Source organism: Paucibacter sp. M5-1, from assembly GCF_027498415.2.
Classification (GTDB): Bacteria; Pseudomonadota; Gammaproteobacteria; order Burkholderiales; family Burkholderiaceae_C; genus Roseateles_E.
The window spans coordinates 1,887,109-1,912,506 of record NZ_JAPZLM020000001.1; the positions used below are offsets into that span (position 1 = coordinate 1,887,109).

Consider the following 25,398-nt stretch of genomic DNA (forward strand, 5'->3'; position numbering starts at 1 on the left):
CGGCGATCAGTACAAGCGCACCGCCATATCGAAGCGCCAGGTCCGGCGGATCTCGATCACATCGAACTCGCGCGCCAGGGCAGGCGGGAAGGCCGGGTAATTGGCCTGGCTCTCGACGATGCGCCTGACGGCCGCGTCGATCGCCGGCACCCCGCTGGAGCGCACAAAGCTCACCGACTCCACCGAGCCATCGCTGCGGACGGCCACCGTCACCAGCGGCTCGGCATGCGGCTGCCTGGCCGCCTCGCGCACCAGCTCGAAGGTCTGGTTGAGTTCTATCTTGCGGCTCCAGGCCTCGGCATAGAGCACCAGCTCCGAATTGGCATCGCTGCGCCCGAACAGCCGGCCGCGGCGGATGCTGCTGGCCGAGGGCGGCAGCCGCGCGGCGATGGCGTCGCGCCGGGCGGCCTCTTCGTCGAGCTGGCGGCCGATCGCCCGCAGCCGCTCTTCGCGCTGTGCCTCGGCCTGGGCCTTGGCCTGGGCAGCCGCCAGCCGCGCGGCCTCGGCCCGCGCGGCGTCCTGGCGGGCCATCTCCTCACGCGCCGCCTGCTCAGCCTCTTTCACAGCCGCAGCCTGGCGTGCCGTCGCCTGGCGCTGAGCCTCGATGCGAGCAGCCTCCTGCCTCAAGACCTCCTCCTGGCGCGCAGCCTCCTGCCGCGCTGCCTCTTGTCTGGCGGCCTGCTCGGCCTCCGCCCGCCGCGCCATGGCTTGCGCCTCGCGCTTCTGGGTCTCCAGGCGCGCGGACTCTTGCCGCGCGGCAGCCTGCCGGATGGCCTCCTGGCGCAGGGCCTCGGCCCGCAGTGCGTCCTGCCGGGCTGCTTCCTGGCGTGCCGCCTCCTGCCGCGCGGCTTCCAGCCTGGCCTCCAACTCCTGGGCCGCTCGTCCCCCGACGCGATCCAGCACGGCCAACTCCGGTGCGCGCGTCGCGGCCATCGCGTCGACGGGCACCGGTGCCGCCATCGTGGTGGCCGCACGCAGCTCGCGGGTCTGCGGGCTGGAGGCACTGGGTGCCACCGCGATGGCCGGCAGCAGCGGCAGCGTCGCCGGCACGGCCGGCAAGGCCCAGGAGGTGTGATCAGGCCGCAGCGCGCGGATCACGTCGGGCGGTGCCCGAAGCGTCGGCGGGATCGGCTCGGCAGCGGCGGCAGGCTCATCGGGGCTGGGGTCGGCCACAGGCGGCTCCGCCGACATCATCGCTTCGGGCGCCATCAGCGACAGGCTGGCGACCGCCGCCACCGTCTGCTGTGGGGCCGGCGCGGGCAACTCGGGCGGCGCCGGCTCAGGAGCCGCGGCAGGTTCAGGGGCCGCCTCCGCAGCTTCGGCCGGCGCGGCCGCGGGCGCCAGCGCTGCTGTCTGCGGCGCCTGGGTCAGCACGACGCGCAAGTCCGGCGCCTCGGCGCGCCGCTCCTGCCAGGGGAAGACCAGACCCGGTAGCCCCGGCCCGTCGCCGCCGAAGCTCAGGCTCAACAGTAGCGCATGGATCAGCAGGGAGAGCCCCAGCGCCGTCATCCGGCGCCTGCGTTCAGCCCTCATGCGCCGGCACAGCCCGTGGCACCGGATGGCATGGCCCGGCGACCACGGCGGTAACAAAGCAACTCGGAGGCGGTCGGGGTCTGCATCCGCCCTATTGTCTTATCCAAAGCGCCTGCGATTGGCGGACTGGTGGGGTCAGGTCTTTCCCCAGGGGCCGGCAGTGACAACGCCCGACCGATGGCCGATGGCACACTTGCACGATGGCCTATGACATCGTCGTGCTGCAAGTCGATCAATTCCCAGCGTTCGCCGCCTATATGAATGATCACCTCTGCGACAACGGGATCGGGAACACTTCTTTATTCCAACCGCTGGCGGCTGTGGACTGCCGCTTTGACGGAGACCGTGCTGAACGCTTCAGGTCTGCCTTGTCCACAGCGACCGACGGCCCGGGGTGGCGCCGGGCCTGGGTCGCGATGAGCGATGCGGGTCGGATAGTGGGTCATGTCGATCTGCGCGACCACCCTCTCCCGTACACACGACATCGCTGTCTGCTGGGTATGGGAGTCGACCGCAATCGCAGAGGGACGGGTCTGGGCCGGCAACTGTTAGACACGGCCACACAATGGGCTGCCGAGCAGGGGTGGATTGACTGGATCGACCTGCAGGTGATTGCGTCGAATGCCCCGGCAGTCAGGCTCTACGAGAAAGCCGGTTTCGTTCAAACAGGTAGCACGGCCGATCTGTTTCGCTTTGACCAGCGCTCTGTTGACTTCGACTCGATGTCACTGCGGTTGAAGTCCCCTCCTGACGCTTGACCACTGTCGAGTGGCGGCCAGCTCTGTGCGACCGCCGCTCCTCACACCTCCAACCACTCCTTGCGGATATAGGCATTCCCGCGCAGATCCGCCGGCGTGCCCTCGAACACGATGCGGCCGTGGCCCATCACATAGCAGCGTTCGGAGATTTCCATTGCGATGGCCAGCTTCTGCTCGACCAGCAGCACGGCGATGCCGCGGCGCTTGAGTTCCTTCAGGTATTCGGCCACCAGCTCGACGATCTTGGGTGCCAGGCCTTCGGTGGGCTCGTCGATCATGATCAGGTCGGGGTCGCCCATCAGCGTGCGGCACAGGGTCAGCATCTGCTGCTCGCCGCCGGAGAGCACGCCGGCCTCGGTGTGCTGGCGCTCCTTCAGGCGCGGAAACATGCCGTACATATCGTCGAAGCCCCAGCGCGGCGTTTTCGCGCCGCTCTTCTGACCCAGCAGCAGGTTCTGGTGCACGGTCAGCTTGGGGAAGATGTCGCGGTTCTCGGGCACATAGCCTATGCCTTGATGGGCGATCTCATAGGCCTTTTTCCCAAGCAGTTCCTTGCCGCCGAACTGGATCGAGCCCGTGCCGTCGACCTGGCCCATGATGGTCTTGACCGTGGTCGAGCGGCCCGAGCCGTTGCGGCCCAAGAGACTGACGATCTCGCCGGGGCGCACCTCCATGCTGACGCCGTGCAGCACATGGCTCTTGCCGTAGAAGGCGTGGACGTTGTCGAGCTTGAGCGCGCGGGTCATGCCGGCACTCCCGCGGCGGCCTGCTGCTCGGCCAGCACCGAGCCCAGATAGGCTTCCTGCACCCGCGCGTTCGCGCGCACCGCCTCGGGCGTGTCGAAGGCGATCACCTCGCCATAGACCAGCACCGCGATCTTGTCGGCCAAGCCAAACACCACACCCATATCGTGCTCCACGGTCAGCAGCGTCTTGCCCTCGGTGACCTCGCGGATCAGCTGGATGAAGCGCTTGGTCTCGCTCTTGCTCATGCCGGCGGTCGGCTCGTCGAGCAGCACCACCTCGGCGCCGCCGGCGATCGTGATGCCGATCTCCAGCGCCCGCGCCTCAGCATAGGTCAGATTGGTGGCCAGCACATCGCGCTTCTTATCCAGCTTGATCATCTCCAGCACCTGGTCGGCACGGTCATTGGCATCGTCCAGATCGGCCAGGAACTTCCAGAAGGCATAGCGATAGCCCATGCTCCACAGCACCGCGCAGCGGATGTTCTCGAATACCGACAGCCGTGTGAACAGATTGGACACCTGGAAGCTGCGCGACAGGCCCAGGCGGCTGATCTCATAGGGCTTTCGGCCATCGATGCGCGCGCCGTTGAGCCGGATCTCGCCGCTGCTGGGCGCGAAGCGGCCGCTGATCAAGTTGAACAGCGTGCTCTTGCCGGCGCCGTTCGGACCGATGATGGCGATGCGCTCGCCGGGCCGCACCTGCAGCTGCGCGCCACGGATGATCTCGCTCTTGCCGAAGCGCTTATGCACGTCCAGCAACTCCAACGCGAATTCGCTCTTGCTCACAGGGTCTCCCGGCGTTTGATCTCTTTCTCGATCTCTTCCTGGGTCTGGTCCCATTCGCGCTTGAACTGCCGGCGCGACAGCTCGAACAGGCCCAGGCCCACCAGCAGCAGCATCGAGGCGCCGAACCAGGCGTCGATGCGTTCGCTGTTCAGGCTCACGCCCATGAAGCTCAGCTCCGGGCCTAGCGCGGCATTGAGCTGCCAGTGGTAGAGCATCTCCACCATCGCCGCAGCGCCGATCAGCATCGCCAGCGCGGTGCCGCCCAGGGCCAGATAGGAGGTCCAGAGCCGACCCAGTTTGCCAAAGGCCGCGACGCGCAGATTCATCATGATCAGCGCCGCAAAGCCGCCCGGCGCATACATCACCATGAACAGGAAGATCAGGCCCAGATAGAGCAGCCAGGCCGAGGTCAACTCGGACAGCAGCACCCCCGCCAGCACCATCAGCACCGCGCCGATGATGGGGCCGAAGAAGAAGGTCGCGCCGCCCAGAAAGGTGAACAGCAGATAGGCGCCCGAGCGCAGCGCCCCCACCACCTCGGCCGTGACGATCTCGAAATTGATCGCGCCCAGGCCGCCGGCAATGCCGGCGAAGAAGCCCGAGATCATGAAGGCCAGAAAGCGCACCCACTGCGTGTCGTAGCCGATGAATTCGACCCGCTCGGGGTTGTCGCGCACGGCGTTGAGCATGCGGCCCAGCGGTGTGCGGGTCAGCGCGAACAGCGCCGCAGTGCAGACAAAGCAGTAGACCGCGATCAGGTAGTAGACCTGGATCTGCGGCCCGAACGTGATGCCCATCACCGGCTTGCCGACCACGCGGTTGCCGCTGATGCCGCCCTCGCCACCGAAAAACTCGGGCAGCATCAGCGACATCGACCAGATCAGCTCGCCCAGGCCCAGCGTGATCATCGCGAAGGGCGTGCCCGACTTCTTGGTCGACACATAGCCGAACAGCGCCGCGAAGAACAGGCCCGCCAGTCCGCCGACCAGCGGGATCAGGCTGACCGGCACAGCCCAGGCGCCGGCAGAGACCTGGTTCAGCGTGTGGATGGCCAGAAAGGAACCCAGGCCGCTGTAGACCGCATGGCCGAAGCTCAGCATGCCGCCCTGGCCCAGCAAGAGGTTGTAGGCCAGGCAGGCGATGATGCCTATGCCCATCTGCGAGAGCATGGTGTGGGACAGACCCGAGGTCCAGATCAGCGGCGACACCAGCAGGACCAGGGCATAGAGGCCCCAGATGATCCAGCGGCCGACGTTGTAGGGCTTGAAGTGGTAATGGGGGCCCGAGGCGCGTGTGCGTGTCGTCATCTCATTCGTCTCGCGTGCCCATCAAGCCCTTGGGGCGGAAGATCAGGATCAGCACCATCAGCAGATAAGGCAGGATGGGCGCCACCTGGGCCAGGCTCAGTTTCAGCACCGGGTAGCCCCAGGTGTCGGGGCCCAGCTTGAACAAGGTGGCCAGCGAGCCGTCGACGGTCAGCGGCAGGGTCTGCAGCAGGCCGATCAGGATGGAGCCGACAAAGGCCCCCGCCAGCGAGCCGACCCCGCCGACCACCACGACCACGAAGATGATGGAGCCGACGATGACGGCCATCGAGGGCTCGGTGACGAAGGTGATGCCGCCGATCACGCCGGCCAGCGCCGCCAGCGCGCAGCCGCTGCCGAACACCAGCATGAAGACGCGCGGCACGTTGTGCCCCAGCGCCTCGACCATCTCGGGATGCTTCAGCGCAGCCTGGATCACCAGGCCGATGCGGGTGCGGGTCAGCAGCAGCCACAGCGCCACCAGCATCGCCAGGGCCACCAGCATCATGAAGGCGCGGGTCAGCGGAAACTTGGAGCAGATCACGCCGGCCGCGCTGCACACGCCGGCGCCGGCCTCGCCCAGCGCGAAGCTCAGACCGCTGGCGGGGTTCTGGATGAAGGTGAAGGCCGGGCCCTGTAACTCGGGCGGCGGCGAGAACGGCACCGCCGTGCGGCCCCAGATCAGCTGCACCAGCTCCAGGATCAGATAGGACAGGCCGAAGGTGATCAAAAGCTCGGGCACATGGCCGAACTTGTGCACCCGGCGCAGCGCCATGCGCTCGAAGCCCGCGCCGATCAGGCCCACCAGCAGCGGCGCCAGCAGCAGGGCCGGCCAGAAGCCCAAGAGGCCCACCAGGGTGTAGGCGATATAGGCACCCAGCATATAGAAGCTGGCGTGGGCAAAGTTCAGCACGCCCATCATGCTGAAGATCAGCGTCAGGCCCGAGCTGAGCATGAACAGCAGCAGCCCGGAGGACAGGCCATTCAGCAGATTGATCAGGAATTGGTCCACAGGATCTCGCCAATGCAGGGCATCTCAGTGAATCTCAGGAAAGGGGCCACCCCAAGGATGGCCCCGCCAGGATCGGCGCCAGAATCTGCGCCAAGCGCCACGCCTACTCAGGACGGTCGCTTCATCTCGCAGGAGGTCGGCGTGCTCGACACATAGGGCTCGAAGGTGCGCACCGGCACAAAGGTCATGCCGGTCTTCTCGGGGCTGTAGGTGTTCTTCGCATCGGTCTTCTGCCAGACCGACAGATACAGGGTCTGCTGCAGCTGGTGGTCGGTCTTGCGCATCTCGACCTCGCCATTGAAGCTCTTGGTCTTCATGCCCTCCAGCACCGCGGCCACCTTGACCGGATCGGTGCTCTTGGCCTTGGCGAAGGCCTCGCCCAGCAGGGTGTAGATATGGATCACGCTGCCGGTATAGAAGTCCGAGTTGAACTTGTCCTGGAACTCCTTTTGCCACTTGGACATCTGGCCGCCCATGTTGTAGTGGTTGTAGGAGATCTGGTAGACGCGGCCGGCCGAGCCGGTGCCCAAGGCCGTGGGTGTGCCGGTGACGCCGGCGTAGTAGGTGAAGAACTTGCCGTTGTAGCCGGCCTCATTGGCGGCCTTGACCAGCAGGGCCAGGTCCGAGCCCCAGTTGCCGGTGATCACGGTGTCGGCGCCGCTGGCCTTGATCTTGGCCACATAGGGCGCGAAGTCGCGCACCGCGGCCAGCGGGTGCAGGTCCTCGCCGGCGATCTTCACATCGGGGCGCTTGCGGGCCAGCATTTCCTTGGCATAGCGCGCCACCTGGTGGCCGTGGGCATAGTTCTGGTTCAGCAGGAAGACGCTCTTGATATCGGGCTGGTCCTTCATGAAGGTGGTCATCGCCTCCATCTTCATCGAGGTGTCGGCGTCGGTGCGGAAATGCCAGTAGCTGCACTTGCTATTGGTCAGGTCGGGGTCGACGGCCGAGTGGTTCAGGTACAGCACCTCCTTGCCGGGATTGCGCTCGTTGTGCTTGTTGACCGCATCGATGATGGCCAGCGCCGCGCCCGAGCCATTGCCCTGGGTCACATAGCGCACACCCTGGTCGATGGCGGACTTCAGCGCGTTCAGCGACTCGGCCGGGCTCAGCTTGTTGTCGATCGCGATGATCTCGAACTTGACGCCGGCCGGATTGCTGGCGTTGAACTTCTCGGCAAAGAACTGGAAGCTCTTGACCTGGTTCTGCCCCACCGGCGCCATCAGGCCGGACAAGGGATCGATCCAGGCAATTTTGACCGTCTCGCCCTTTTGAGCGAGCGCTGCGGAGCCGGCCAGCACCAGGGCGGCCGCTGCGGTGAACTTCAGGACGTGCTTGCTGCTGTACATCGTTGTCTCCTTTGTGGTTTGCAAGGCGTGTAGAGCTTAAGAGGCGGCGCGGGCAAAGCAGCCTGCGGTTTGCCCGGGGATCAGGCGCCGGGCAGTCGGTGGCTCTTGAACTGCTCGCGCAGCCTGAGCTTCTGTATCTTGCCGGTGGCGGTGTGCGGGATCTCGGCCACGAAAGCCACATCGTCGGGGATCTGCCATTTGGCGATACGTCCCTCGAAGAAGGCCAGCAGTTCCTCGCGCGTGACTTGGGTGTCCGGCTTCTTGACCACCACCAGCAGCGGCCGCTCGTCCCACTTCGGATGGGCGCAGGCGATGGCCGCCGCCTCATGCACGGCCGGATGGGCCATTGCGATGTTTTCGAGATCGATGGAGCTGATCCACTCGCCGCCGCTCTTGATGACGTCCTTGCTGCGGTCGGTGATCTGCATGAAGCCGTCGGCATCGATGGTCGCCACATCGCCGGTCGGGAACCAGCCGGGCTGGCCGTCCACCGTCACCAGCGGCGAGCGCGGCTCGCCGAAATAGCTGCTGATGACCCAGTGACCGCGCACCACCAGATTGCCCGAGCTCTGCGCGTCCCAGGGCAAGGCCTGACCCTCGTCGTTGATCACCGCCATATCGATGCCGTAAATCACCTTGCCCTGCTTCTCCAGGATGCGGCGCTGCTGCTCGGCCGGCAGCGCGAGCTGCTTGGAGGTCAGCTTGGACAGCGTGCCCAGCGGCGAGAGCTCGGTCATGCCCCAGGCGTGGATGACCTCGACGCCGAAGTCATCCATCAGGCTGGCCAGCATCGCCGGCGGGCAGGCCGAGCCGCCGATCACCGTGCGCTTGAAGCTGCTGAACTTCAGGCCATTGCTCTTCACATAATTCAGCAAGCCCAGCCAGACCGTGGGCACACCGGCGCTGAAGGTCACGCCTTCGGTCTCGAACAGCTCGTACAGCGATTTGCCATCCAGATGCGGGCCGGGGAACACCAGCTTGGCGCCGACGATGGCACTGCTGTAGGGCAGGCCCCAGGCATTGACGTGGAACATCGGCACCACCGGCAGGATCACGTCCTTGCTGGAGCAGTCCATCGCATCGGGCAGCGCCGAACCGTAGGCATGCAGCACGCTGGAGCGGTGGCTGTAGACGGCGCCCTTGGGGTGGCCGGTCGTGCCCGAGGTGTAGCAGATGCTGGAGGCGGTGTTCTCGTCGAACTCGGGCCAGCGGTAATTCCCGTCCTCGGCCTCGACCAGGTCTTCATAGCACAGCAGATTCGGGATGCTGCTGGCGGCCGGCATATGGGCGCGGTCGCTCATCAGCACATAGTGGCGGATGCCGGGCAGCTGGGTGCAGAGCTTCTCGACCAGGGGCAGAAAGCCCAGGTCGAAGCACAGCACCTGGTCATTGGCATCCTGGGCGATCCAGACGATCTGCTCGGGGAAGAGTCGCGGATTGATCGTGTGGCACACCAGGCCGGAGCCCGAGCTGCCGTAATAAAGCTCCAGATGGCGGTAGCCGTTCCAGGCCAGCGTCGCGACCCGGTCGCCCGGCGCCAGCCCCAGCCGGCCCAGCGCCTGGGCGACCTGGCGCGAGCGCCGCTCGGCATCCCGCCAGGTGTAGCGGTGCAGATCGCCTTCACAGCGTTTGCTGACGATTTCGGTATCGCCCGAATGCCGCGCCGCATGTTGGATCAGCGACGAAATCAGCAAGGGCATGGTCATCATTTGACCCATCAGCGCCATCGGCGGTCTCCTGTCTTTGTGTGGCCTCGGCAGGCCTGTTCGAATCAGTTTAAACCTCGCATCCGACCGGCCATAGTCACCGGAGTTACACAGCCGGCACCGGTGGCCTAGGGGTATTCACCGGCGTTTCGTGAGCATCGCACGTCGCCTGCCCCGCATCAGTTGGCAAATCGGGCGTGCATGCTCAGAATCGGTGCACGCCTTGATGCTGGAGTCCGCATGAACCTGAACAACCTCGGTCTTGCCCGCAAACTCTCCGGCGCCATCGCGCTGCTGCTGCTGGCCATGTTGCTGGTCGGAGGCCTGACCCTCTACCGCGGCCAGGTGATCGCCCGCGAGGCGAACACCGCGATCGACCAGGCCCAGGACCTGATACGCCAGTCGGTGCGCTGGCAGGGCATGACCCAGGTCGCGGTGACGCGCAGCATGGCCGCCTCGATCAGCGCCGACCCGGCCGTCGGCGAGCTCTTCAAGGAACCGATGGCCACCGACACCCCAAGGGTGCAGAAGCTGCGCGAGGAGATCACCAAGCAGGCCCAGACACCGGAGGATCAGGCCCAGCTGAAGATCATCGTCGGCCATGGCGGCGCGCTGCTGGCCGCCAGCAAGAAGGCGCGCGAGGCCGGCGCCGGCGGCAACCAGGCCGGCGCCCAGGCCATCATCCGCGACGAGTACGCGCCCGCCGTCGGCCGCTATCTGGGCGCCATCGAGGACTTCGTCAAGCTGCAGGAGCAAAAAGCCGAGCGGGCCGATGCACAGGCCGCGGCGGCACGCGCCGGCCTGCTGTGGATGGGTGGCATCGGCGCGCTGCTGGTGGTGGGCGTGGGCATGGCGATCGCGTGGCTGCTGGTGCGCTCCATCGTCACGCCGCTGGCCGAGGCGGTCAAGGTGGCCGAGGCGGTGGCCGGCGGCGACCTCAGTTCGCGCATCGAGGTCAAGGGCACGAACGAGACCGGCCAGCTGCTGGGCGCACTCAAGCGCATGAACGACAGCCTGGTGAGCATCGTCGCCCAGGTGCGCGCCAGCAGCGACTCGATCGCCACCGGCACCGCCGAGATCGCGAGCGGCAATGCCGACCTCTCCCAGCGCACCGAGGAGCAGGCCGCCAATCTGGAGCAGACTGCCGCCTCGATGGAGGAGCTGACAGCCACCGTCAAGCAGAACGCCGAAACCGCCCGCACCGCCAACCAGCTGGCCACCAGCGCCTCGGGCGTCGCGGCCCAGGGCGGCTCGGTGGTCGGCCAGGTGGTCAGCACCATGGAGCAGATCAGCGCCGCCTCGCGCAAGATCAGCGACATCATCGGCGTGATCGACGGCATTGCCTTCCAGACCAATATCCTGGCGCTGAACGCGGCCGTCGAGGCCGCCCGCGCCGGCGAGCAGGGCCGCGGCTTCGCAGTAGTGGCCGGCGAGGTGCGCACGCTGGCACAGCGCAGCGCGCAGGCGGCCAAGGAGATCAAGAGCCTGATCGGCGACAGCGTGGCCAAGGTCGAGGCCGGCAGCGCGCTGGCCGCCAATGCCGGCAAGACCATGGGCGACATCGTCGGCCAGGTCAAGCGCGTCACCGACCTGATCGCCGAGATCAGCGCCGCCAGCGCCGAGCAGAGCCAGGGCATTGACCAAGTCGGCGAAGCCGTGTCCCAGCTTGACCAGGTGACCCAGCAGAACGCCGCGCTGGTCGAGCAGAGCGCGGCGGCGGCCGAGAGCCTGAAGTACCAGGCCGCCCGCATGACCGAGGTCGTCTCGGTGTTCCGCCTGCAGTAAGGCCGCAAGACCCCGCAGCGGCGCGGGCACGGGCCGCTGGCTACACTGGAGCGACCATGAGCGATCACGACTACCCCATCAAGAAGACCGAGGCCGAGTGGCGCGAGCAGCTCGACGCCATGCAGTACCAGGTGGCCCGCCAGGCCGGCACCGAGCGCGCCTTCACCGGCAAGTACTGGGACCACTGGGAAGCCGGCAAGTACCAGTGCGTGGGCTGCGGCACGCCGCTGTTTGAGGCCGACACCAAGTTCGACGCCGGCTGCGGCTGGCCCAGCTATTACGCCCCGGTCAATAGCGAGGTGGTGGAGCGCATCGTCGACCGCAGCCACGGCATGGTGCGGGTCGAGGTGCGCTGCAACAACTGCGGCTCGCATCTGGGCCATGTCTTCCCCGACGGCCCCGAGCCGACCGGCGAGCGCTTTTGCATCAACTCGGCCTCGATAGACTTCCGCCCCGAGCCCAAGCCATGAGCATGCTCGAAGAGATCGAACGCCGCCTGCGCGCGGCCCTGCAACCCAGCCTGCTGAGCTTGCGCGACGACAGTGCCCAGCACGCCGGCCATGCCGGTGCCCGCGAGGGCGGCCACTACCACGTCAGCATCGTCAGCGAGCGCTTCATCGGCCGCTCGCGGGTGGCCCGCCATCAGCTCGTATATCATTCCTTGGCTGAGTTGATGCAGCAAGGCATCCATGCGCTGGCGATCGACGCCCGCGCACCGGACGAAAGCTGACTCTCCCGCACCCCGCGCCGTCAGGCGCATTTTTCTACCTTTGCTGCCCATGTCCATGAAGAAGTTTGTGCTCGCCGCCACTGTCGCGGCCCTGTCCGCTGCGCTCGTGCCCGTGACGGCCAGTGCGCAAAACGTCGCCACCGTCAATGGCAAGCCGGTGCCCAAGGCCCGCGTCGACCTGCTGATCAACCAGGTCACCAAGAGCGGCCAGCAGCAACGCACGCCCGAGCTGGAAGCCCAGGTCAAGGACGAGGTCGTGCTGCGCGAGATCTTCATCCAGGAGGCCGAGAAGCGCGGCATCCCGGCCAGCGCCGACTACAAGGCGCAGATGGAACTGGCCCGCCAGAGCATCCTGATCCGCGAGCTGTTCGCTGATTTCGGCAAGAAGAACGGCGTCACCGATGCCGAAGCCAAGGCCGAGTACGACAAGTTCAAGGCCCAGAACAGCGGCACCGAATACCGTGCCCGCCATATCCTGGTCGAGAAGGAAGAAGACGCCAAGGCCCTGATCGCGCAGATCAAGGGCGGCGCCAAGTTCGAAGAACTGGCCAGCAAGAACTCCAAGGATCCGGGCTCGGCGGCCAATGGCGGCGACCTCGATTTCGCCAACCCGGGCAGCTATGTGCCCGAGTTCAGCCAGGCGCTGACGGCCTTGAAGAAGGGCGAGATGACACAGGAGCCGGTCAAGTCGCAGTTCGGCTTCCACATCATCAAGCTGGAAGACACCCGCGAGGCCCAGTTCCCGGCCTTCGACGACGTCAAGCCGCAGATCGTGCAGCGCCTGAGCCAGCAGAAGATCGCCAACTTCCAGCAAGAGCTGAAGACCAAGGCCAAGACCGACTACAAGTTCGCCAACTGAGTTGAGTTGAGCCTAAACCGCGCGACGCCCCCGGCGAGCGCGGTTTTTTTTCGTCTCTGGAAACGCCCAAGCGCAGCCCATGCCCGCCACCCGTCTTGCTCGCCGACTGCTGCCCCATCCCGACACCTTGGCCAAGACCCCGGGGCTGAAGTGGCTGGGCCACTACCTGTCGCCGCGGCCCTGGCTGTGGGTTGCGCACCGCCGCCGTGTCGCGCTGGGCGTGGGCCTGGGACTTGCCGTCGGTGTGATCCCGCTGCCGACGCAGATGGTGCTGGCGGCCGTCGTGGCGATCGCCTGCCGCGCCAATGTCGCGGCGGCGATTGCCGCCACCTGGCTGACCAATCCCTTCACCCTGGTGCCGATCTGGAGCCTGGCCATCCTGCTGGGCCGGATGGCCTCGGGCCATGATGGACCGATCGCGACGCCGGCGATGCTGGAAATCGACTGGACCGCGCCGCTGAGCTGGGGCCCGGCCCTGCTGGGCTGGATCCAGGCGCTGGGCAAGCCGCTGCTGATCGGCCTGCCGCTGGCCGGCCTGTTGCTGGGCGCGCTGGCCTATCTGGCGGTCTATATCGGCTGGTGGGCGGTGATACGCGGCGAGCGCCTGCGGCGGCTGCGCCGTCGTGCTCAGCGGTAGTCGAAGAACACCGTCTCGCCCTCACCCTGCAGGCGGATGTCCCAGCGGTAATGTCCCGGCGCCGCGTCGGGCAGCGCCAGCAGGCTGGCGCGGCGCGCCCCGGGCACCTGGGCCAGCAGCGCCGAGTCGGCCAGACCGGCGGCATCGGCCAGGAAGACCGCGCTGAACTGGTGCTTCAGCAGGCCGCGCGCAAACACCGTGATATGAGCCGCCGGCTCGCCATGGCCGACGGCCGGGCTCAGCCGCAGCACGAACTCGCCCTGCTCGCCGGTGGCCACGCGGCGAAAGCCCGGCAGCGGGCCGGCCTCGGCCACGCCCGGGGTCCAGGCCTCGATCCAGCCGTCATTGACGGGCTCGCCGGCGCCGTCGAGCAGGCGGCCCGCGATCACCACGGCCACAGCCCCCGCCACAGCGCCCGGCTGGGCCGAGGCGGCCCAGTGCCAGGCCTCATGCGGGAACGGGCCTATGGTTTGCGAACTTGTCAGCAGGCAATCGTGGTCGGGCATAGCAAGCTCCTGGCGGCTCACAGGCCGAAGGGGGTGGCCGCGCTGCCGCGCAGCACGATGTCGAAGCGATAGCCCAGCATCTCGGCGCCGACCGTGTCCTCCATGCTGAAGCGGGCGATCAGGCGCTCGCGCGCTTCCGCATCGGCAATGCTTTGGAAGATCGGGTCGTGGTCGAACAGCGGGTCGGCGGGGAAGTACATCTGCGTGACCAGGCGCTGGGCCATCACATTGCCGAACAGCGAGAAATGGATATGGGCCGGACGCCAGGCCTTGTCATGATTGCCCCAGGGATAGGGCCCCGGCTTGATCGTGATGAAGCGGTAGCGGCCCTCTCCGTCCGTCATCAGCTTGCCCAGGCCGAAGAAGTTGGGGTCCAGCGGCGCGGCATGCTGGTCCTTCTTGTGCCAGTAGCGGCCCGCCGAATTGCATTGCCAGACCTCGATCAGCGAGTCGCGCACCGGCCGGCCATCCTCGTCCAGCACCCGGCCGCTCACGACGATCTTCTCGCCCAGCGGCGCGGCCGCGCCCTGGCGGGTCAGATCGGCATCGAGCGGGCCCAGCAGCGCGCGGGCCAGGGTCAGGCCTTGCGTCGTCACGACCGGCGCGTCGATGCGCAAGGGCGGCTGCGCGGGCCCGCGGCTGCGCGTGGACTTGTAGGGCGGGTAGATCAGCGCGGGGTAGACGCCCGCCGGCACCGGCTTGAATTGCATCTGGCTCTCCTGGAGGTGCTCGTCAGAGCGGCAGGCCGACATAGTTCTCGGCGATCATGCCGCGGCCATGGGCCGATTCGAGCAGATAGCTCAACTCGGCCTGCTGAAGCCGGGCATCGAAGGCCGGCTGATCGGGGAAGCGGTGCAGCAGCGTGGTCATCCACCAGGAAAAGCGCTCGGCCTTCCAGATCCGCTGCAGGCAGCGCTGCGAGTAATGATCGACACCCAGCTCGCTGCCACGGTAGAAATCGGCCAGCGCCTGCCACAGATAGGCCACATCGGAGGCCGCCAGGTTCAGGCCCTTGGCCCCGGTCGGCGGCACGATATGGGCGGCATCGCCGGCCAGGAAGAGGCGGCCGAAGCGCATCGGCTCGGCCACGAAGCTGCGCAGCGGCGCGATGCTCTTCTCCAGCGCCGGCCCGCTCACCAGGCGCGCCGCCTCGGCGGCCGGCAGGCGCCGGCGCAGCTCGTCCCAGAAGGCCTGGTCCGACCATTGCTCGACCCGCGCCTGGCTGTCGCACTGCAGGTAGTAGCGGCTGCGCGTCGCGCTGCGCTGGCTGCACAGCGCAAAGCCACGCTCATGCCGCACATAGATCAGCTCGGGCGAAACCGGCGGCACGTCGGCCAGCACGCCCAGCCAGCCGAAGGGATAGACCTTCTCGTGGGTGGTCAGCAGCGCGGGCGGTACGCTGGCGCGGCAGACGCCGTGAAAACCGTCGCAGCCGGCGATGAAGTCGCAGCGCAGCTCGCGGGCCTGGCCGTCCTGGACAAAGCGCACCCTTGGCTGCCGGCCGTCGAAGTCCAGCACCTCGACCTGCTGGGCCTCATAGACGCTCTCCAGCCCGGCCTCGGTGCGCGCGTCCATCAGGTCGCGGGTCAGCTCGGTCTGGCCGTAAATCATCACCTGCTTGCCGGTCAGCGCCTGCAGATCGATGCGCTGCAGGCGGCCGTCTATGCACAGCTCGAAACCGCCATGCGGCAAGCCCTCGCGGTGCATGCGCTGGCCGACCCCGGCCTCGTCCAGCAAAGCCACCGTGCCCGGTTCCAGCACGCCGGCACGGATGCGCGACAGCACATGGGCGCGGCTGCGCTGTTCGATGATGATGTTGGCGATACCGGCCTTGGCCAGCAACTGGCCGAGCAGCAGGCCGGCCGGGCCGGCGCCGATGATGGCGACCTGGGTGCGGATCGCGGCGGGAGGATTCACCATCGGCCAAGCGTAGCCGGCGCCGGCGCGCTTCTCAATGGACACAAACGCTGCAGGCTTGCACTAATCGAACATCAGACCGTGGCCAGGCGCCCCGCTTCGATGCGCAGCTGGCGCTGGCAGCGCGCCGCGATCGCCGGATCGTGCGTCACCAGCACCAAGGTGGTGCCGGCCTCGCGGTTCATCTCGAACATCAGCGCCATCACCGCCGCGCCGGTCGCGAAGTCCAGGCTGCCGGTCGGCTCATCGGCCAGCAGCACGGCCGGGCGCTGCACAAAGGCCCGCGCCAGCGCCACCCGCTGCTGCTCGCCACCGGACAGCACGCGCGGATAGTGCCCGAGCCGCTCACCGAGGCCGACCCGCTGCAGCATCTGCGTGGCCAGCGCCCGGGCCTCGCGCTCGCCGCGCAGCTCCAGCGGCAGCATCACATTCTCCAGCGCGGTCAGATTGCCCAGCAGCTGAAAGCTCTGGAACACAAAACCGATGTGCAGCGCGCGCTGGGCGGCGCGCTGGTCCTCGTCCAGCACGAACAGATCCTGGCCGGCCAGACGCACCGTGCCGCTGCTGGGGGTGTCCAGGCCGGCGAGGATGGCCAGCAAGGTGCTCTTGCCCGAGCCCGAGGCGCCGACGATGGCCACCGATTCGCGCGCGGCCAGCGTGAACGAGATGTCATGCAGAATCGTCAGCACGCCGGTCGCGTCCTGCACCTGCTTGCCGACGTGGTCGACCTCAACAATCGCTGCGGAAATCACTTCAGACATAGGATTCGGATCGGGATGAAACGTCGTCAATGGATTCAACACTGTAGCCTGCCGGCCTTGCTGATCGCGGTGCCAGGTCTTGCGCAGACCGCGGCCGGCACATCACCGCGCCGCATCGTCGTGCTGGGCGACAGCCTGTCGGCCGAGTATGGCATTGCGCGCGGCAGCGGCTGGGTCGCGCTGCTGGAGCAAAAACTCAAGGACGAGAAACTGGCGGCCCAGGTGATCAACGCCAGCATCAGCGGCGACACCAGCTCGGGCGGGCGTTCACGCCTGCCGGCCCTGCTGAGCCAGCACAAGCCCACGCACCTGATCATCGAGCTGGGTGGCAATGACGCGCTGCGCGGCCTGCCTTTGTCGATGACACGCGAGAACCTGCAGGCCATGGTGCGCGCCGGCAAGGCCGCCGGCGCCAAGGTGCTGCTGGTCGGCATGCAGGTGCCGCCGAACTATGGCGCCAGCTACGGGCGCGATTTCGCCGCGCTGTTCGAAGCGGTGGCGCGGGCCGAGAAGACCGCGCTGACGCCCTTTCTGCTGGCGGGCGTGGCCGACCGGCCGGACGCCGAGAGCTGGTTCCAGGGCGACCGCATCCACCCACTGGCCAAGGCCCATCCGCTGATGCTGGGCCAGGTCTGGCGGGCCTTGCGGCCCCTGCTCTGACTCACTGAGCCTGCTCGCCGCGCCGGCCCGGCCCACCGGTCCACTCGCCGCGCCCGCGCTGCGGGCCGCGCTCCTGTGGCGGCTGCACCTGCGGCTGCTGCACCTGCGGCGGCCGCGCCGGCTCGGCCTCACGCTGCGGCCGCTCGATGCCGCGCGGCGGGGCCGGGATGCCGATCTGGGGCTGCGGCCGCGGCTCGGCGCCACGCTCCTGGAAACGCCCGGGGACGCGCGGCTCGAAGCCGGGCGGCCGACCATGGAACTCGCGGGGCGGCAGCGGCTCATCGGAGCGCCCCGCATTCGGATTCGGCGTCGGGCGCGGCGGCCCGACGCCATCGGCCGGTCGGCCGGGTCGGCTCGTCCAGCCCGGTCGCTCGAAGCGCTCGCCGCGCTCAGCCCGGTCGCCCCGATCGGGACGTTCGATGCGTTCAAAGCGTTCGTTGCGATCGATCCGATCGACCCGGTCAATGCGCTCGGGGCGGTCGGGGCGCTCACGCGGCGGCCGGGGCTCGACGATGGCCTGGGGCGGGCGCACGCGCGGCACCTGCCACTGCGGCAGTTCGCCACGCCCCGGCACCTGGGTCACCGGCCGCAGCGGCCCCATCTGGCCGGGATTGAAGGGCGAAGGCCGGCCGCGGCCCTGCTCGGGCAGCAGGCTGACGGCGCCGGGCACATCGATATTGCGATGGCGGCGATGCTCGGGGCGGCCCTGCCAGCCATGGCCATGCTCGCGGTTGACCCGCTGCCAGTAGCCGGGGCTGTGGCGATAAGCGGGCAGATAGGCCTCGCGCGGCGCCAGCGGATACCAGCCATAGCGCGGCGGAGGCGGCCGGCCGCCGCCAATATGGATGCCGACGCTGACCGCCGGCCCACCAACCCAGGCCACCAGGGCCGGCGCATAGACCGGCCGTGCCACATAGGCGCCGGGCGCCCAGCACCAGCGCCCGCCGTGATGCACCCAGCGGCCATAGTGGAAGGGCGCGAAGCCCCAGGGCGCGGCATCGATCCAGCTCCAGCCCCAGGCGCGCGTCCAGCCCCAGCGTCCATAGCGATAAGGCGCCCAGTCGACCGCCACTACAGTGGGCGTCCACAGCGGGCCGTACTCGCTGCTCTGCTCCCAGCGGCCATGGCGGTCCAGTTCCTCGGCGCCGGTCATCTCGGGCGAGACATAGCTGCTGGCCAAATGACGGCCCTCGGCCTCGCGCTGGGCCAGCAGCCAGTCGGCGAACTCGTCGCGCTGCAGGCGCTGGCGCTCGGTGCGCGGGCCGTCGGCCCACCAGAATTCGGCCTGCTCGTCGGCCTGCAGCCAGACCGGCGCGGCCTCGCGCGCGCGCGAATCAAAGCGCAGGCTGCCCTCCCAGTTCAGCGCGCGGCTGCCGCGCTCGAGCTGGTCGATGCGGTACAGGCCCTCGCGTTCGGCACTGAAACGGCCCTCGCGCGTCAGCAGCTGGTAGTCGTTGACCTCTTCGCGGTTGCGCAGCCGCAGCGCCAGCGAGCCCTTGTCGAGCCGGAGTTCGACGCGGCCGTCATCGAGGCGGCTGAATTCCAGATCGCTACCCTCGTCCAGCCACAGGCTGGTCGAGCCGACCCGCAGGCTGACGCGACCGCCCCCATCGGTGCGCAGGCGGTCGCCCGGGCCTATGGTCTGGTTGCGCTCCAGCTGCACCCATTCCTTGTCTTCGGCATCGAACAGCCAGGCTTCGCCGCTGATCTCGGCGACACGACCGGCCCGCGCCGGCGGATCCTCATCGGCCCGGGCGGGGCTCAGCAAGGTGCTCAGCGCCAGGCAGAACAGCAGTGAGTAAAGTCGAGGGAAGCGGGGCAAGGCAGCGGCTTTCATGCTGGTCTCCAGATAGCCGCTCTATAACGCCAGCGGACCGCGCGGCGCCGACCTGCTTACAAAACTTTGCTTGGCCGTCGGCGTTCAGTCGTCGGCGTTCGGGTCCAGCTCCGGGAACAGCACCGAGGTGTAGCCGAAGCGGCTGAAGTCCTTGATGCGCATCGGATAAAGCACGCCAAGCAGGTGGTCGCACTCATGCTGGACCACACGGGCGTGGAAGCCCGTGGCCTCGCGCTCTATGGGCAGGCCTTCCAGATCGAAGCCGCTGTAGCGCAGCTGGCTGTGGCGCGGCACGACACCGCGCAGGCCCGGCACCGACAGGCAGCCCTCCCAGCCCTCTTCCATCGCGTCGGACAGCGGCGTGATGAGCGGGTTGATCAGCACGGTCAGCGGCACCGGCGGCGCGTCCGGATAGCGCTCGTTGCGCTCGAAGCCGAAGATCACCAGCTGCAGGTCGACGCCGATCTGCGGCGCGGCCAGTCCGGCGCCGTTGGCGGCCTTCATCGTGTCCAGCATATCGGCCACCAGCTCACGCAGGGCCGGCGTGCCGAACTCGGTGACCGGTTTCGCCACCCGCAGCAGGCGCGGATCGCCCATCTTCAGTAGTTCTCTGACTGCCATCATTGATCCTGTCGGGCTATCGTTGGACGGATTCTAAGGAGACAAGACCATGTCCGAGTTTGTGCAGGCCCTCGGCGACGGCATTTACGCCATCGACACCGGCTTTCAGCGCGACCATTTCGACGCCGCCTATCTGCTGGTCGAGAACGGCCGCGCCGCCTTCATCGACTGCGGCACCAACCACGCCGTGCCGCGCCTGCTGGCCGCGCTGCAGCAGCTGGGCCTGGGGCCCGATGCGGTCGACTGGGTGATACCGACCCATGTGCATCTGGACCATGCCGGCGGCGCCGGCCTGCTGATGCAGTCCTTGCCGAGCGCCAGGCTGCTGGTGCACCCGCGCGGCGTGCGCCATATGGTCGATCCGAGCGCGCTGTACGAGGGCGCGCTGGCGGTCTATGGCGAGCAGGAGATGCAGCGCTCCTATGGCCGGCTGGTCGGCGTGCCGGCCGAGCGCGTGATGGCCAGCGAGGACGGCATGAGGATCCCCGTCGGCACAAGCGCACGGGAGTTGCTGCTGCTGGACACCCCCGGCCATGCGCGCCACCACCATTGCATCTGGGATGCGAGGAGCCAGGGCTGGTTCTCCGGCGACACCTTCGGCCTGTCCTACCGCGAGTTCGACACCGCGCTAGGCCCCTGGATCATGCCGACCAGCACGCCGGTGCAGTTCGATCCCGAGGCGCTGGAAACCTCGGTGGCCCGCCTGCTGAGCTATGCGCCGACGCAGATGTTCTTGACCCATTACAGCCGGGTCGGAGGCCATGCCGATGAGGTGCAGCGACTCGCCGGCCTGCTGCTGAGCCAGGCCCGCTCCATGGCCGAGACGGCGCGCAGCCTGCGCGGCCACCCGCTGCGCCACGAGGCGCTGAAGGACGCCTTGCTGACGCTCTACCTGCAAGGCCTGGCGGCACATGGCTGCACCTTGAGCCCGGCGCGCCAGACCGAGCTGCTGGCCATGGATGTGGAACTCAACGCCCAGGGTCTGGGCGTGTGGCTGGACAAGCAGGACTGAAGGGCGCGCGCCTCAGGCCTGAACGCGGTTGCGCCCCTGGGCCTTGGCCCGGTACAGCGCCGCATCGGCCCGTGTCAGCAGGGCCAGTCCGGCCTCGCCGGGTTCCAAAGCCGCCAGACCGATCGACAGGGTGACCTGGGACAGACCGCCCGCCAGCTCATCCCAGAGCATCGCGGCGATATCGGCACGCAGGGTCTCGGCCCAGGCCAGGGCCGTCGGCAGGCTCGCGCCCGTCAACAGCACACAGAACTCCTCGCCGCCATAGCGTGCCGCGAAATAGCCCGCCGGGCCGGTCTGGGCCTGCAGGGCCTGGGCCAGGCGGCGCAGCACCACATCGCCGACCGGGTGGCCGAGCCGGTCGTTGATGGACTTGAAGTGGTCGATGTCCAGCAAGGCCAGCACCAGGCCCTGCGGCTGAGCGCAGGCCTCGGCCAGCGCCAGCTCCAGATGGCGGCGGTTGGCCAGGCCGGTCAGGCCGTCGGTGCGGCTTTGCTGGGCCAGCTGCGCCAGCAGCCGGTCCTTCTCGGCCAGCGCGCGCTCCAGATCCTCGTGCAGGCCTTGCAGTTCCACATGGCGCAGCCGATGCAGCTCGGCCTGATGTCGGGCACGCTCCAGCGCATGCTGGACCTGCAGCGCGGCCAGCCGCTGGGCGCCGCGCTCGTCGAACAAGGCCCGCTCCAGCGCCATATGGGATTGCAGGCTCGCAAAGGCCTGGGCATGCAGGCCGGCCCCCTGCTGAGCCAGGGCCAGACCCAGCATATGGTCGGCTTCGGCGCGGCGCAGGCCCAGCTCGCGCGCATGCAGCAGCGCCTGCCGGTGGACCTCGCAGGCCTCGGCCCAGCGCCCCAGGCCGCGCAGGGCCAGGCCGCGCGCCGTGGCCAGCTGGGCCAGCACCGGGCCGGCCGGGGCCGGCAGCAGCGCCGCCAGCGGTTCCAGCACCGCCAGCGCCGCTTCGCAATGCCCGGCACTGGCCAGGGCCTCGGCCTCGTTGGCACCCAGCACGCGCTGCAACAGCGCATCCTCGCCCGCCAGGCGCTTGGCCTCGCGATAGCGAGTCGCCGCCTCCTCGTAGCGCCCCAGATTCTTCAGATTGATGCCCATATTGTTGAGCACCGCCAGGCGCTTGCGGGTCTGGCCCAGACGCGCATAGGCCGGCTCCAGCTCGGCGTAGAGCGCCAGGCCCTCCTCGGGCCGGTCCAGCCGCGAGACCAGCACCGCAATGCTGAGCCGCGCATTGAGCTCATCCAGCCCATCGCCCAGGCGCAAGGCCAGCTGCAGCGCCGCCTCCGCATGGATCAGGGCACTGTCGTAGCTGCCCAGCTGCTCATGGTTGACCGACAGCGCGCGCTCGACCTGGCAACGGGCTTGCAAATGTTCAGGCGCCTGCCCCGCAGACTCGGCCAGCAAGTCGCGGGCGCGGTAGAGATCGCCCAGCCCGTCCAGCGGCCGCGCTCCATGGGCGCGGGCCAGGCCGCGCAAGCGCAAGAGCTGCGCTCGCGGCAAGCCGGCGTGGTCCGGGCAGTTGGACAGCAGGCCGTCGAGCTCGGCCAGCGCGGCGACCGGCCCCTCGGCGACCAGCGTCTCAAGCCGGCTGAGCTCGGCGGCGGGTGGCGGCACCCAGGGCGGGGACAAGGCATTCAGCATGGGCCGGCATTGTCGCCGCGCCGCTCAGGCATCCAGCCCCAGCTCCTGGATCTTGCGCGTGATGGTGTTGCGGCCTATGCCCAGTTTCTGCGCCGCCTCGATGCGGCGGCCGCGCGTCACATCGAGCGCGGTCAGGATCAGGCTGGCCTCGAAGCGGCGGGTCAGCGCGTCCCAGACCTCGGGCTCGCCATTGGCCAGCAGGCGCCGCGCCTCGCGGGCCATCTCGGCCACCCAGGCATCGGGCCCGGTCGCCAGGGCCGGCAGCGGCGCGACGGCCGCTTCACCGAGCGCGGCCGGCACGGCCGGGCCCGCTGCGGCGGTCAGCAGCGTGGAACCTGCCTGCATCAGCTCCTGCGGCAGGTCCTTGGGCTCGACCACCTGGGTCGGCGCCATCACGCTGAGCCAGTGGCAGACGTTTTCCAGCTGGCGCACATTGCCGGGGAAGTCGAAGCCGACCAGCCGGGCCAGCGCCGCCTCGGACAGGCGCTTGGGCTCGACACCCAGCTCGGTGGCGCTGCGCTGCAGGAAATAGCGCGCCAGCACCGGGATGTCCTCGCGGCGCTCGCGCAGCGCCGGCAGGCGCAGGCGGATCACGTTGAGGCGGTGGAACAGATCCTCGCGGAAGGCGCCCTGGCGCACCCGGTCTTCCAGGTTCTGGTGAGTGGCGGCGATCACGCGCACATTGCTGCGCAGCGGGCTGTGGCCGCCGACGCGGTAGAACTGGCCATCGGACAGCACGCGCAGCAAGCGGGTCTGCAGATCCAGCGGCATGTCGCCGATCTCGTCGAGGAACAAGGTGCCGCCATCGGCCTGCTCGAAACGGCCGCGCCGGGTCGCCTGCGCGCCGGTAAAAGCGCCCCGCTCATGGCCGAACAGCTCGCTCTCCAACAGGTCCTTGGGGATCGCCGCCGTGTTGATCGCGACAAACGGGCCCTCGGCCCGCGGGCTGTGCTTGTGCAGCGCGCGGGCGACCAGCTCCTTGCCCGAGCCGGACTCGCCGGTGATCAGCACCGTCACATGGCTCTGGCTCAGGCGGCCGATGGCGCGGAACACATCCTGCATCGCCGGCGCCTGGCCCAGCATCTCGGGCACTTGCGCCGCGGCCTCCTCGGCCACCGCCTCGCGCAGGCTCTCCTCCTGGGCGCGGCGGATCAGCTCGACCGCGCGCGACAGATCGAAGGGCTTGGGCAGGTACTCGAAGGCGCCGCCCTGGAAGGCCGAGACCGCGCTGTCCAGATCGGAGTAGGCCGTCATGATGATGACAGGCAGGCCGGGCAGCTTGGCCTTGACCTTGGCCAGCAGATCCAGGCCCGAACCACCGGGCATGCGGATGTCGGAGACCAGCACCTGCGGGCTGTCCTCATCGAGCGCCGCGAGCAGGTCGCGGGCATTGCTGAAGCTGCGCACCGGCAGGCCCTCGCGGCTCAGCGCTTTTTCCAGCACGAAACGGATGGAATGGTCGTCGTCAACAATCCAGATGGATTTCATCTAAGGCTCCCCTTTGTCCCGAGCTGGTATTCAGGGCAAAGGCAGGGTCAATCGAAAATCTGTCCGGCCCGGTTCGCTGTCGCAGTCAATCATCCCCTGATGCTGCTGAGCGATGGTTTGTGACAGCGTCAGTCCCAAGCCCGTGCCTCCATCCCGCCCTGAGACCAGGGGGTAGAAGATGCGATCTCGGATCTCCGCCGGCACACCAGGGCCGTTGTCCTGCACATGCAATTCCAATGCCAAGCGCCAGCGTTGCTTACCAATCGTCACCTGTCGCGCCACCCGGGTCTGCAGATTGATCACGGCCGTGCCCTCGGCAATGCGGGCATGGCAGGCCTGGGCGGCGTTCTGCACGATGTTCAGCACCGCCTGGATGAGCTGCTCGCGGTCGCCGCGGAAATCGGGCAGCGAGGTGTCATAGTCGCGCCGCACCTCCAGCCCGCGCGGGTACTCGGCCAGTATCACCGAGCGCACCCGCTCGCAGACCTCGTGGATATTGACATCGACCACCACCTGGGCGCGCCGGTGCGGCGCCAGCAGGCGGTCGACCAGGGCCTGCAGCCGGTCGGCCTCATGGACGATGACCTGGGTGTACTCATTGAGCTCGGGGCCAAGGTCGGTGGGCTGCAGCTCCAGCGCCAAGAGCTGCGCCGCACCGCGGATGCCGCCCAGCGGGTTCTTGATCTCGTGGGCCAGGTTGCGTATGAGCTCCTTGGTGGCCTGCACCTGGTCCAGCGTGCGCTCCTCGCGGTCCTGGCGGGCCTGCTGGGCGTTCTCGATCAGCTCGACCAGCACGCGCTCCGGGCTGTCGGTCTGGCTGACGATCACATGCACCGGCAGCAGATCCTCATGCGGGCGCGGGCCGCGCCGCAGCAAGGCATCGAAGCGGCTGCTGGAGAAGGCATTCAGCGCCACCGCCTCGACCGTCTCGCTGAGCCGGGTCGCGTCGGCAAACCAGTCGAACAGATTGACGCCCTGCACCGTGCGGCGCGAGAGCCGCATCACGGTCTCGAAAGCGGTGTTGGCGAACAGGCATTCGCCATCGGGCCGCACCACGGCCACCATGGTGGCCAGCATGTCGAAGGCCTCGAAGCCCGAGGCGGGGCGGGATGAGTGCTGAGTCATGGTCCTGTGGCTCGTGCGGCCAGACCAGCGCACTCAAGGCAGCTTGCTGATCTCGCGCTTGAGCGCCTGTATATCGTTTTCCTGCCGGGTGATGCTGGTCTTGAGCTCGGCCACCCGGTCCAGATACTTCTGGAAATTGCGTTCGTCGCCGCGCCGTTCGGGCTGGCCGCCCTGGTATTCGCGCTGCAAGGCCGCGAGCCGCTCCTCGCTTTCACGCAGCTCGGTCTCGAGCACCTTGCGGCGCTCGCCGTCGCGGCTGCGCTGCTGGGCCGGGTCAACGCGGCCATCGCCACTCCTGGGCTCGGCGCTGGCGCCGGGCGCGGTCGGTGCGGGCGCGCGCGGGCGCTGCCCCTGCAGCACCGTGATCGGCGTGCCCTCGATCGAGCGGCAGCCCTTGTCCTGCGCCTCCTTGGGCGTCAGCGCGTCGGTGTAGAGCACCGGCGGGCCGGGACAGCGGTAGACCACGGACTGGGCCTCGGCGGCAACGCCGCAGGTCAGACCGATGAACAGCAAGGCGGAGCGATAGAGCATGGCGCGATTGTGGCTCATGCCGGGCGCGGGTTTCACAAAGCACAAGGGACGGCCACGGCCGTCCCTTGTTCGCTGACCCGGGCAGCGTCGCG

General features: G+C 68.2%; 25 protein-coding genes. 8 read left to right on the forward strand and 17 right to left on the reverse strand.

The features are described from left to right. Positions 1 to 6: 6 nt before the first annotated feature. Positions 7 to 1,533, reverse strand: coding sequence for a TonB family protein (locus tag O5M90_RS08725; RefSeq protein ID WP_269838856.1), 1,527 nt, complete (start codon positions 1,531 to 1,533; stop codon positions 7 to 9). Positions 1,534 to 1,733: 200 nt separating this feature from the next. On the opposite strand from O5M90_RS08725, the gene O5M90_RS08730 reads away from it, so the two are divergent. Continuing rightward, positions 1,734 to 2,291, forward strand: a complete 558-nt coding sequence (locus O5M90_RS08730) for a GNAT family N-acetyltransferase (RefSeq protein WP_269838855.1) — start codon at positions 1,734 to 1,736, stop codon at positions 2,289 to 2,291. 41 nt (positions 2,292 to 2,332) lie between these two features. On the opposite strand, the gene O5M90_RS08735 is transcribed toward O5M90_RS08730, so the two are convergent. The 6 genes from O5M90_RS08735 to O5M90_RS08760 form a co-directional block, all read right to left on the reverse strand. Next, positions 2,333 to 3,037 (reverse strand): ABC transporter ATP-binding protein, encoded by a 705-nt coding sequence (locus O5M90_RS08735; protein WP_269838854.1) that lies wholly within the window; start codon positions 3,035 to 3,037, stop codon positions 2,333 to 2,335. Continuing rightward, complete coding sequence (locus O5M90_RS08740; RefSeq protein ID WP_269838853.1) at positions 3,034 to 3,822, reverse strand: ABC transporter ATP-binding protein; 789 nt, start codon at positions 3,820 to 3,822, stop codon at positions 3,034 to 3,036. The genes O5M90_RS08735 and O5M90_RS08740 overlap by 4 nt, the downstream gene beginning before the upstream one ends. Beyond that, positions 3,819 to 5,129, reverse strand: coding sequence for a branched-chain amino acid ABC transporter permease (locus O5M90_RS08745; RefSeq protein ID WP_269838852.1), 1,311 nt, complete (start codon positions 5,127 to 5,129; stop codon positions 3,819 to 3,821). Before O5M90_RS08745 ends, O5M90_RS08740 begins: the two co-directional genes overlap by 4 nt. Before the next feature lies 1 nt (position 5,130). After that, entirely contained in the window at positions 5,131 to 6,081 is a 951-nt protein-coding gene (locus O5M90_RS08750) for a branched-chain amino acid ABC transporter permease (RefSeq protein WP_440402511.1), read from the reverse strand. A 164-nt stretch (positions 6,082 to 6,245) separates the two neighbouring features. Beyond that, positions 6,246 to 7,487, reverse strand: coding sequence for a branched-chain amino acid ABC transporter substrate-binding protein (locus O5M90_RS08755; RefSeq protein ID WP_137944582.1), 1,242 nt, complete (start codon positions 7,485 to 7,487; stop codon positions 6,246 to 6,248). Between the two features lie 80 nt (positions 7,488 to 7,567). Beyond that, complete coding sequence (locus tag O5M90_RS08760) at positions 7,568 to 9,214, reverse strand: 3-(methylthio)propionyl-CoA ligase (protein WP_269838851.1); 1,647 nt, start codon at positions 9,212 to 9,214, stop codon at positions 7,568 to 7,570. A gap of 219 nt (positions 9,215 to 9,433) precedes the next feature. Between O5M90_RS08760 and O5M90_RS08765 the strand changes: the two genes are divergently transcribed. The 5 genes from O5M90_RS08765 to O5M90_RS08785 all read left to right on the forward strand — a co-directional run bounded on the left by O5M90_RS08765 (position 9,434) and on the right by O5M90_RS08785 (position 13,204). Continuing rightward, positions 9,434 to 10,978, forward strand: a complete 1,545-nt coding sequence (locus tag O5M90_RS08765) for a methyl-accepting chemotaxis protein (protein ID WP_269838850.1) — start codon at positions 9,434 to 9,436, stop codon at positions 10,976 to 10,978. A 56-nt stretch (positions 10,979 to 11,034) separates the two neighbouring features. Beyond that, positions 11,035 to 11,448 (forward strand): peptide-methionine (R)-S-oxide reductase MsrB, encoded by a 414-nt coding sequence (msrB, locus tag O5M90_RS08770; protein ID WP_137944579.1) that lies wholly within the window; start codon positions 11,035 to 11,037, stop codon positions 11,446 to 11,448. Continuing rightward, positions 11,445 to 11,708 carry a BolA family protein gene (locus tag O5M90_RS08775; RefSeq protein WP_137944578.1) on the forward strand — a complete coding sequence of 88 codons (264 nt, stop codon included), beginning with the start codon at positions 11,445 to 11,447 and terminating at the stop codon, positions 11,706 to 11,708. The genes msrB and O5M90_RS08775 overlap by 4 nt, the downstream gene beginning before the upstream one ends. A 55-nt stretch (positions 11,709 to 11,763) precedes the next feature. After that, positions 11,764 to 12,567: a peptidylprolyl isomerase gene (locus tag O5M90_RS08780; RefSeq protein WP_137944627.1), complete on the forward strand. Its 804-nt coding sequence runs from the start codon at positions 11,764 to 11,766 to the stop codon at positions 12,565 to 12,567. Between the two features lie 79 nt (positions 12,568 to 12,646). Further along, positions 12,647 to 13,204, forward strand: coding sequence for a DUF2062 domain-containing protein (locus O5M90_RS08785; RefSeq protein ID WP_262969790.1), 558 nt, complete (start codon positions 12,647 to 12,649; stop codon positions 13,202 to 13,204). On the opposite strand, the gene O5M90_RS08790 is transcribed toward O5M90_RS08785, so the two are convergent. From O5M90_RS08790 to O5M90_RS08805, 4 genes are all read right to left on the reverse strand, one after another. Next, positions 13,195 to 13,710 carry a protocatechuate 3,4-dioxygenase gene (locus O5M90_RS08790; protein WP_269838849.1) on the reverse strand — a complete coding sequence of 172 codons (516 nt, stop codon included), beginning with the start codon at positions 13,708 to 13,710 and terminating at the stop codon, positions 13,195 to 13,197. The genes O5M90_RS08785 and O5M90_RS08790 overlap by 10 nt on opposite strands. A 17-nt stretch (positions 13,711 to 13,727) precedes the next feature. Beyond that, positions 13,728 to 14,420 carry a protocatechuate 3,4-dioxygenase subunit beta gene (gene pcaH, locus O5M90_RS08795; RefSeq protein ID WP_269838848.1) on the reverse strand — a complete coding sequence of 231 codons (693 nt, stop codon included), beginning with the start codon at positions 14,418 to 14,420 and terminating at the stop codon, positions 13,728 to 13,730. Between the two features lie 22 nt (positions 14,421 to 14,442). Further along, the gene (gene pobA, locus O5M90_RS08800; protein ID WP_269838900.1) at positions 14,443 to 15,609 is read right to left on the reverse strand and encodes a 4-hydroxybenzoate 3-monooxygenase; all 1,167 of its coding nucleotides are present in this window, start codon (positions 15,607 to 15,609) and stop codon (positions 14,443 to 14,445) included. Between the two features lie 92 nt (positions 15,610 to 15,701). Then, positions 15,702 to 16,388 (reverse strand): ABC transporter ATP-binding protein, encoded by a 687-nt coding sequence (locus tag O5M90_RS08805; RefSeq protein ID WP_137944574.1) that lies wholly within the window; start codon positions 16,386 to 16,388, stop codon positions 15,702 to 15,704. Positions 16,389 to 16,403: 15 nt separating this feature from the next. On the opposite strand from O5M90_RS08805, the gene O5M90_RS08810 reads away from it, so the two are divergent. Further along, the gene (locus tag O5M90_RS08810; RefSeq protein ID WP_269838847.1) at positions 16,404 to 17,048 is read left to right on the forward strand and encodes an arylesterase; all 645 of its coding nucleotides are present in this window, start codon (positions 16,404 to 16,406) and stop codon (positions 17,046 to 17,048) included. Position 17,049: 1 nt separating this feature from the next. Here O5M90_RS08810 and O5M90_RS08815 read toward each other — a convergent pair whose 3' ends face one another. Both O5M90_RS08815 and def read right to left on the reverse strand, forming a co-directional pair. Continuing rightward, positions 17,050 to 18,885, reverse strand: a complete 1,836-nt coding sequence (locus O5M90_RS08815; RefSeq protein ID WP_269838846.1) for a DUF6600 domain-containing protein — start codon at positions 18,883 to 18,885, stop codon at positions 17,050 to 17,052. Positions 18,886 to 18,969: 84 nt separating this feature from the next. Continuing rightward, positions 18,970 to 19,506, reverse strand: coding sequence for a peptide deformylase (gene def, locus O5M90_RS08820; RefSeq protein ID WP_269838845.1), 537 nt, complete (start codon positions 19,504 to 19,506; stop codon positions 18,970 to 18,972). Between the two features lie 49 nt (positions 19,507 to 19,555). Here def and O5M90_RS08825 point away from each other — a divergent pair, with 49 nt between their 5' ends. Beyond that, positions 19,556 to 20,518 carry an MBL fold metallo-hydrolase gene (locus tag O5M90_RS08825; RefSeq protein ID WP_269838844.1) on the forward strand — a complete coding sequence of 321 codons (963 nt, stop codon included), beginning with the start codon at positions 19,556 to 19,558 and terminating at the stop codon, positions 20,516 to 20,518. Positions 20,519 to 20,530: 12 nt separating this feature from the next. Here O5M90_RS08825 and O5M90_RS08830 read toward each other — a convergent pair whose 3' ends face one another. The 4 genes from O5M90_RS08830 to O5M90_RS08845 are packed head-to-tail and all read right to left on the reverse strand — an operon-like array spanning position 20,531 to position 25,306. Next, positions 20,531 to 22,162 (reverse strand): GGDEF domain-containing protein, encoded by a 1,632-nt coding sequence (locus O5M90_RS08830; RefSeq protein WP_269838843.1) that lies wholly within the window; start codon positions 22,160 to 22,162, stop codon positions 20,531 to 20,533. Positions 22,163 to 22,186: 24 nt separating this feature from the next. Beyond that, positions 22,187 to 23,650 carry a nitrogen regulation protein NR(I) gene (gene ntrC, locus O5M90_RS08835; protein ID WP_269838842.1) on the reverse strand — a complete coding sequence of 488 codons (1,464 nt, stop codon included), beginning with the start codon at positions 23,648 to 23,650 and terminating at the stop codon, positions 22,187 to 22,189. Between the two features lie 30 nt (positions 23,651 to 23,680). Beyond that, entirely contained in the window at positions 23,681 to 24,775 is a 1,095-nt protein-coding gene (glnL, locus tag O5M90_RS08840) for a nitrogen regulation protein NR(II) (RefSeq protein ID WP_137944567.1), read from the reverse strand. A 33-nt stretch (positions 24,776 to 24,808) separates the two neighbouring features. Then, complete coding sequence (locus O5M90_RS08845; RefSeq protein WP_269838841.1) at positions 24,809 to 25,306, reverse strand: hypothetical protein; 498 nt, start codon at positions 25,304 to 25,306, stop codon at positions 24,809 to 24,811. Positions 25,307 to 25,398: the final 92 nt, after the last annotated feature.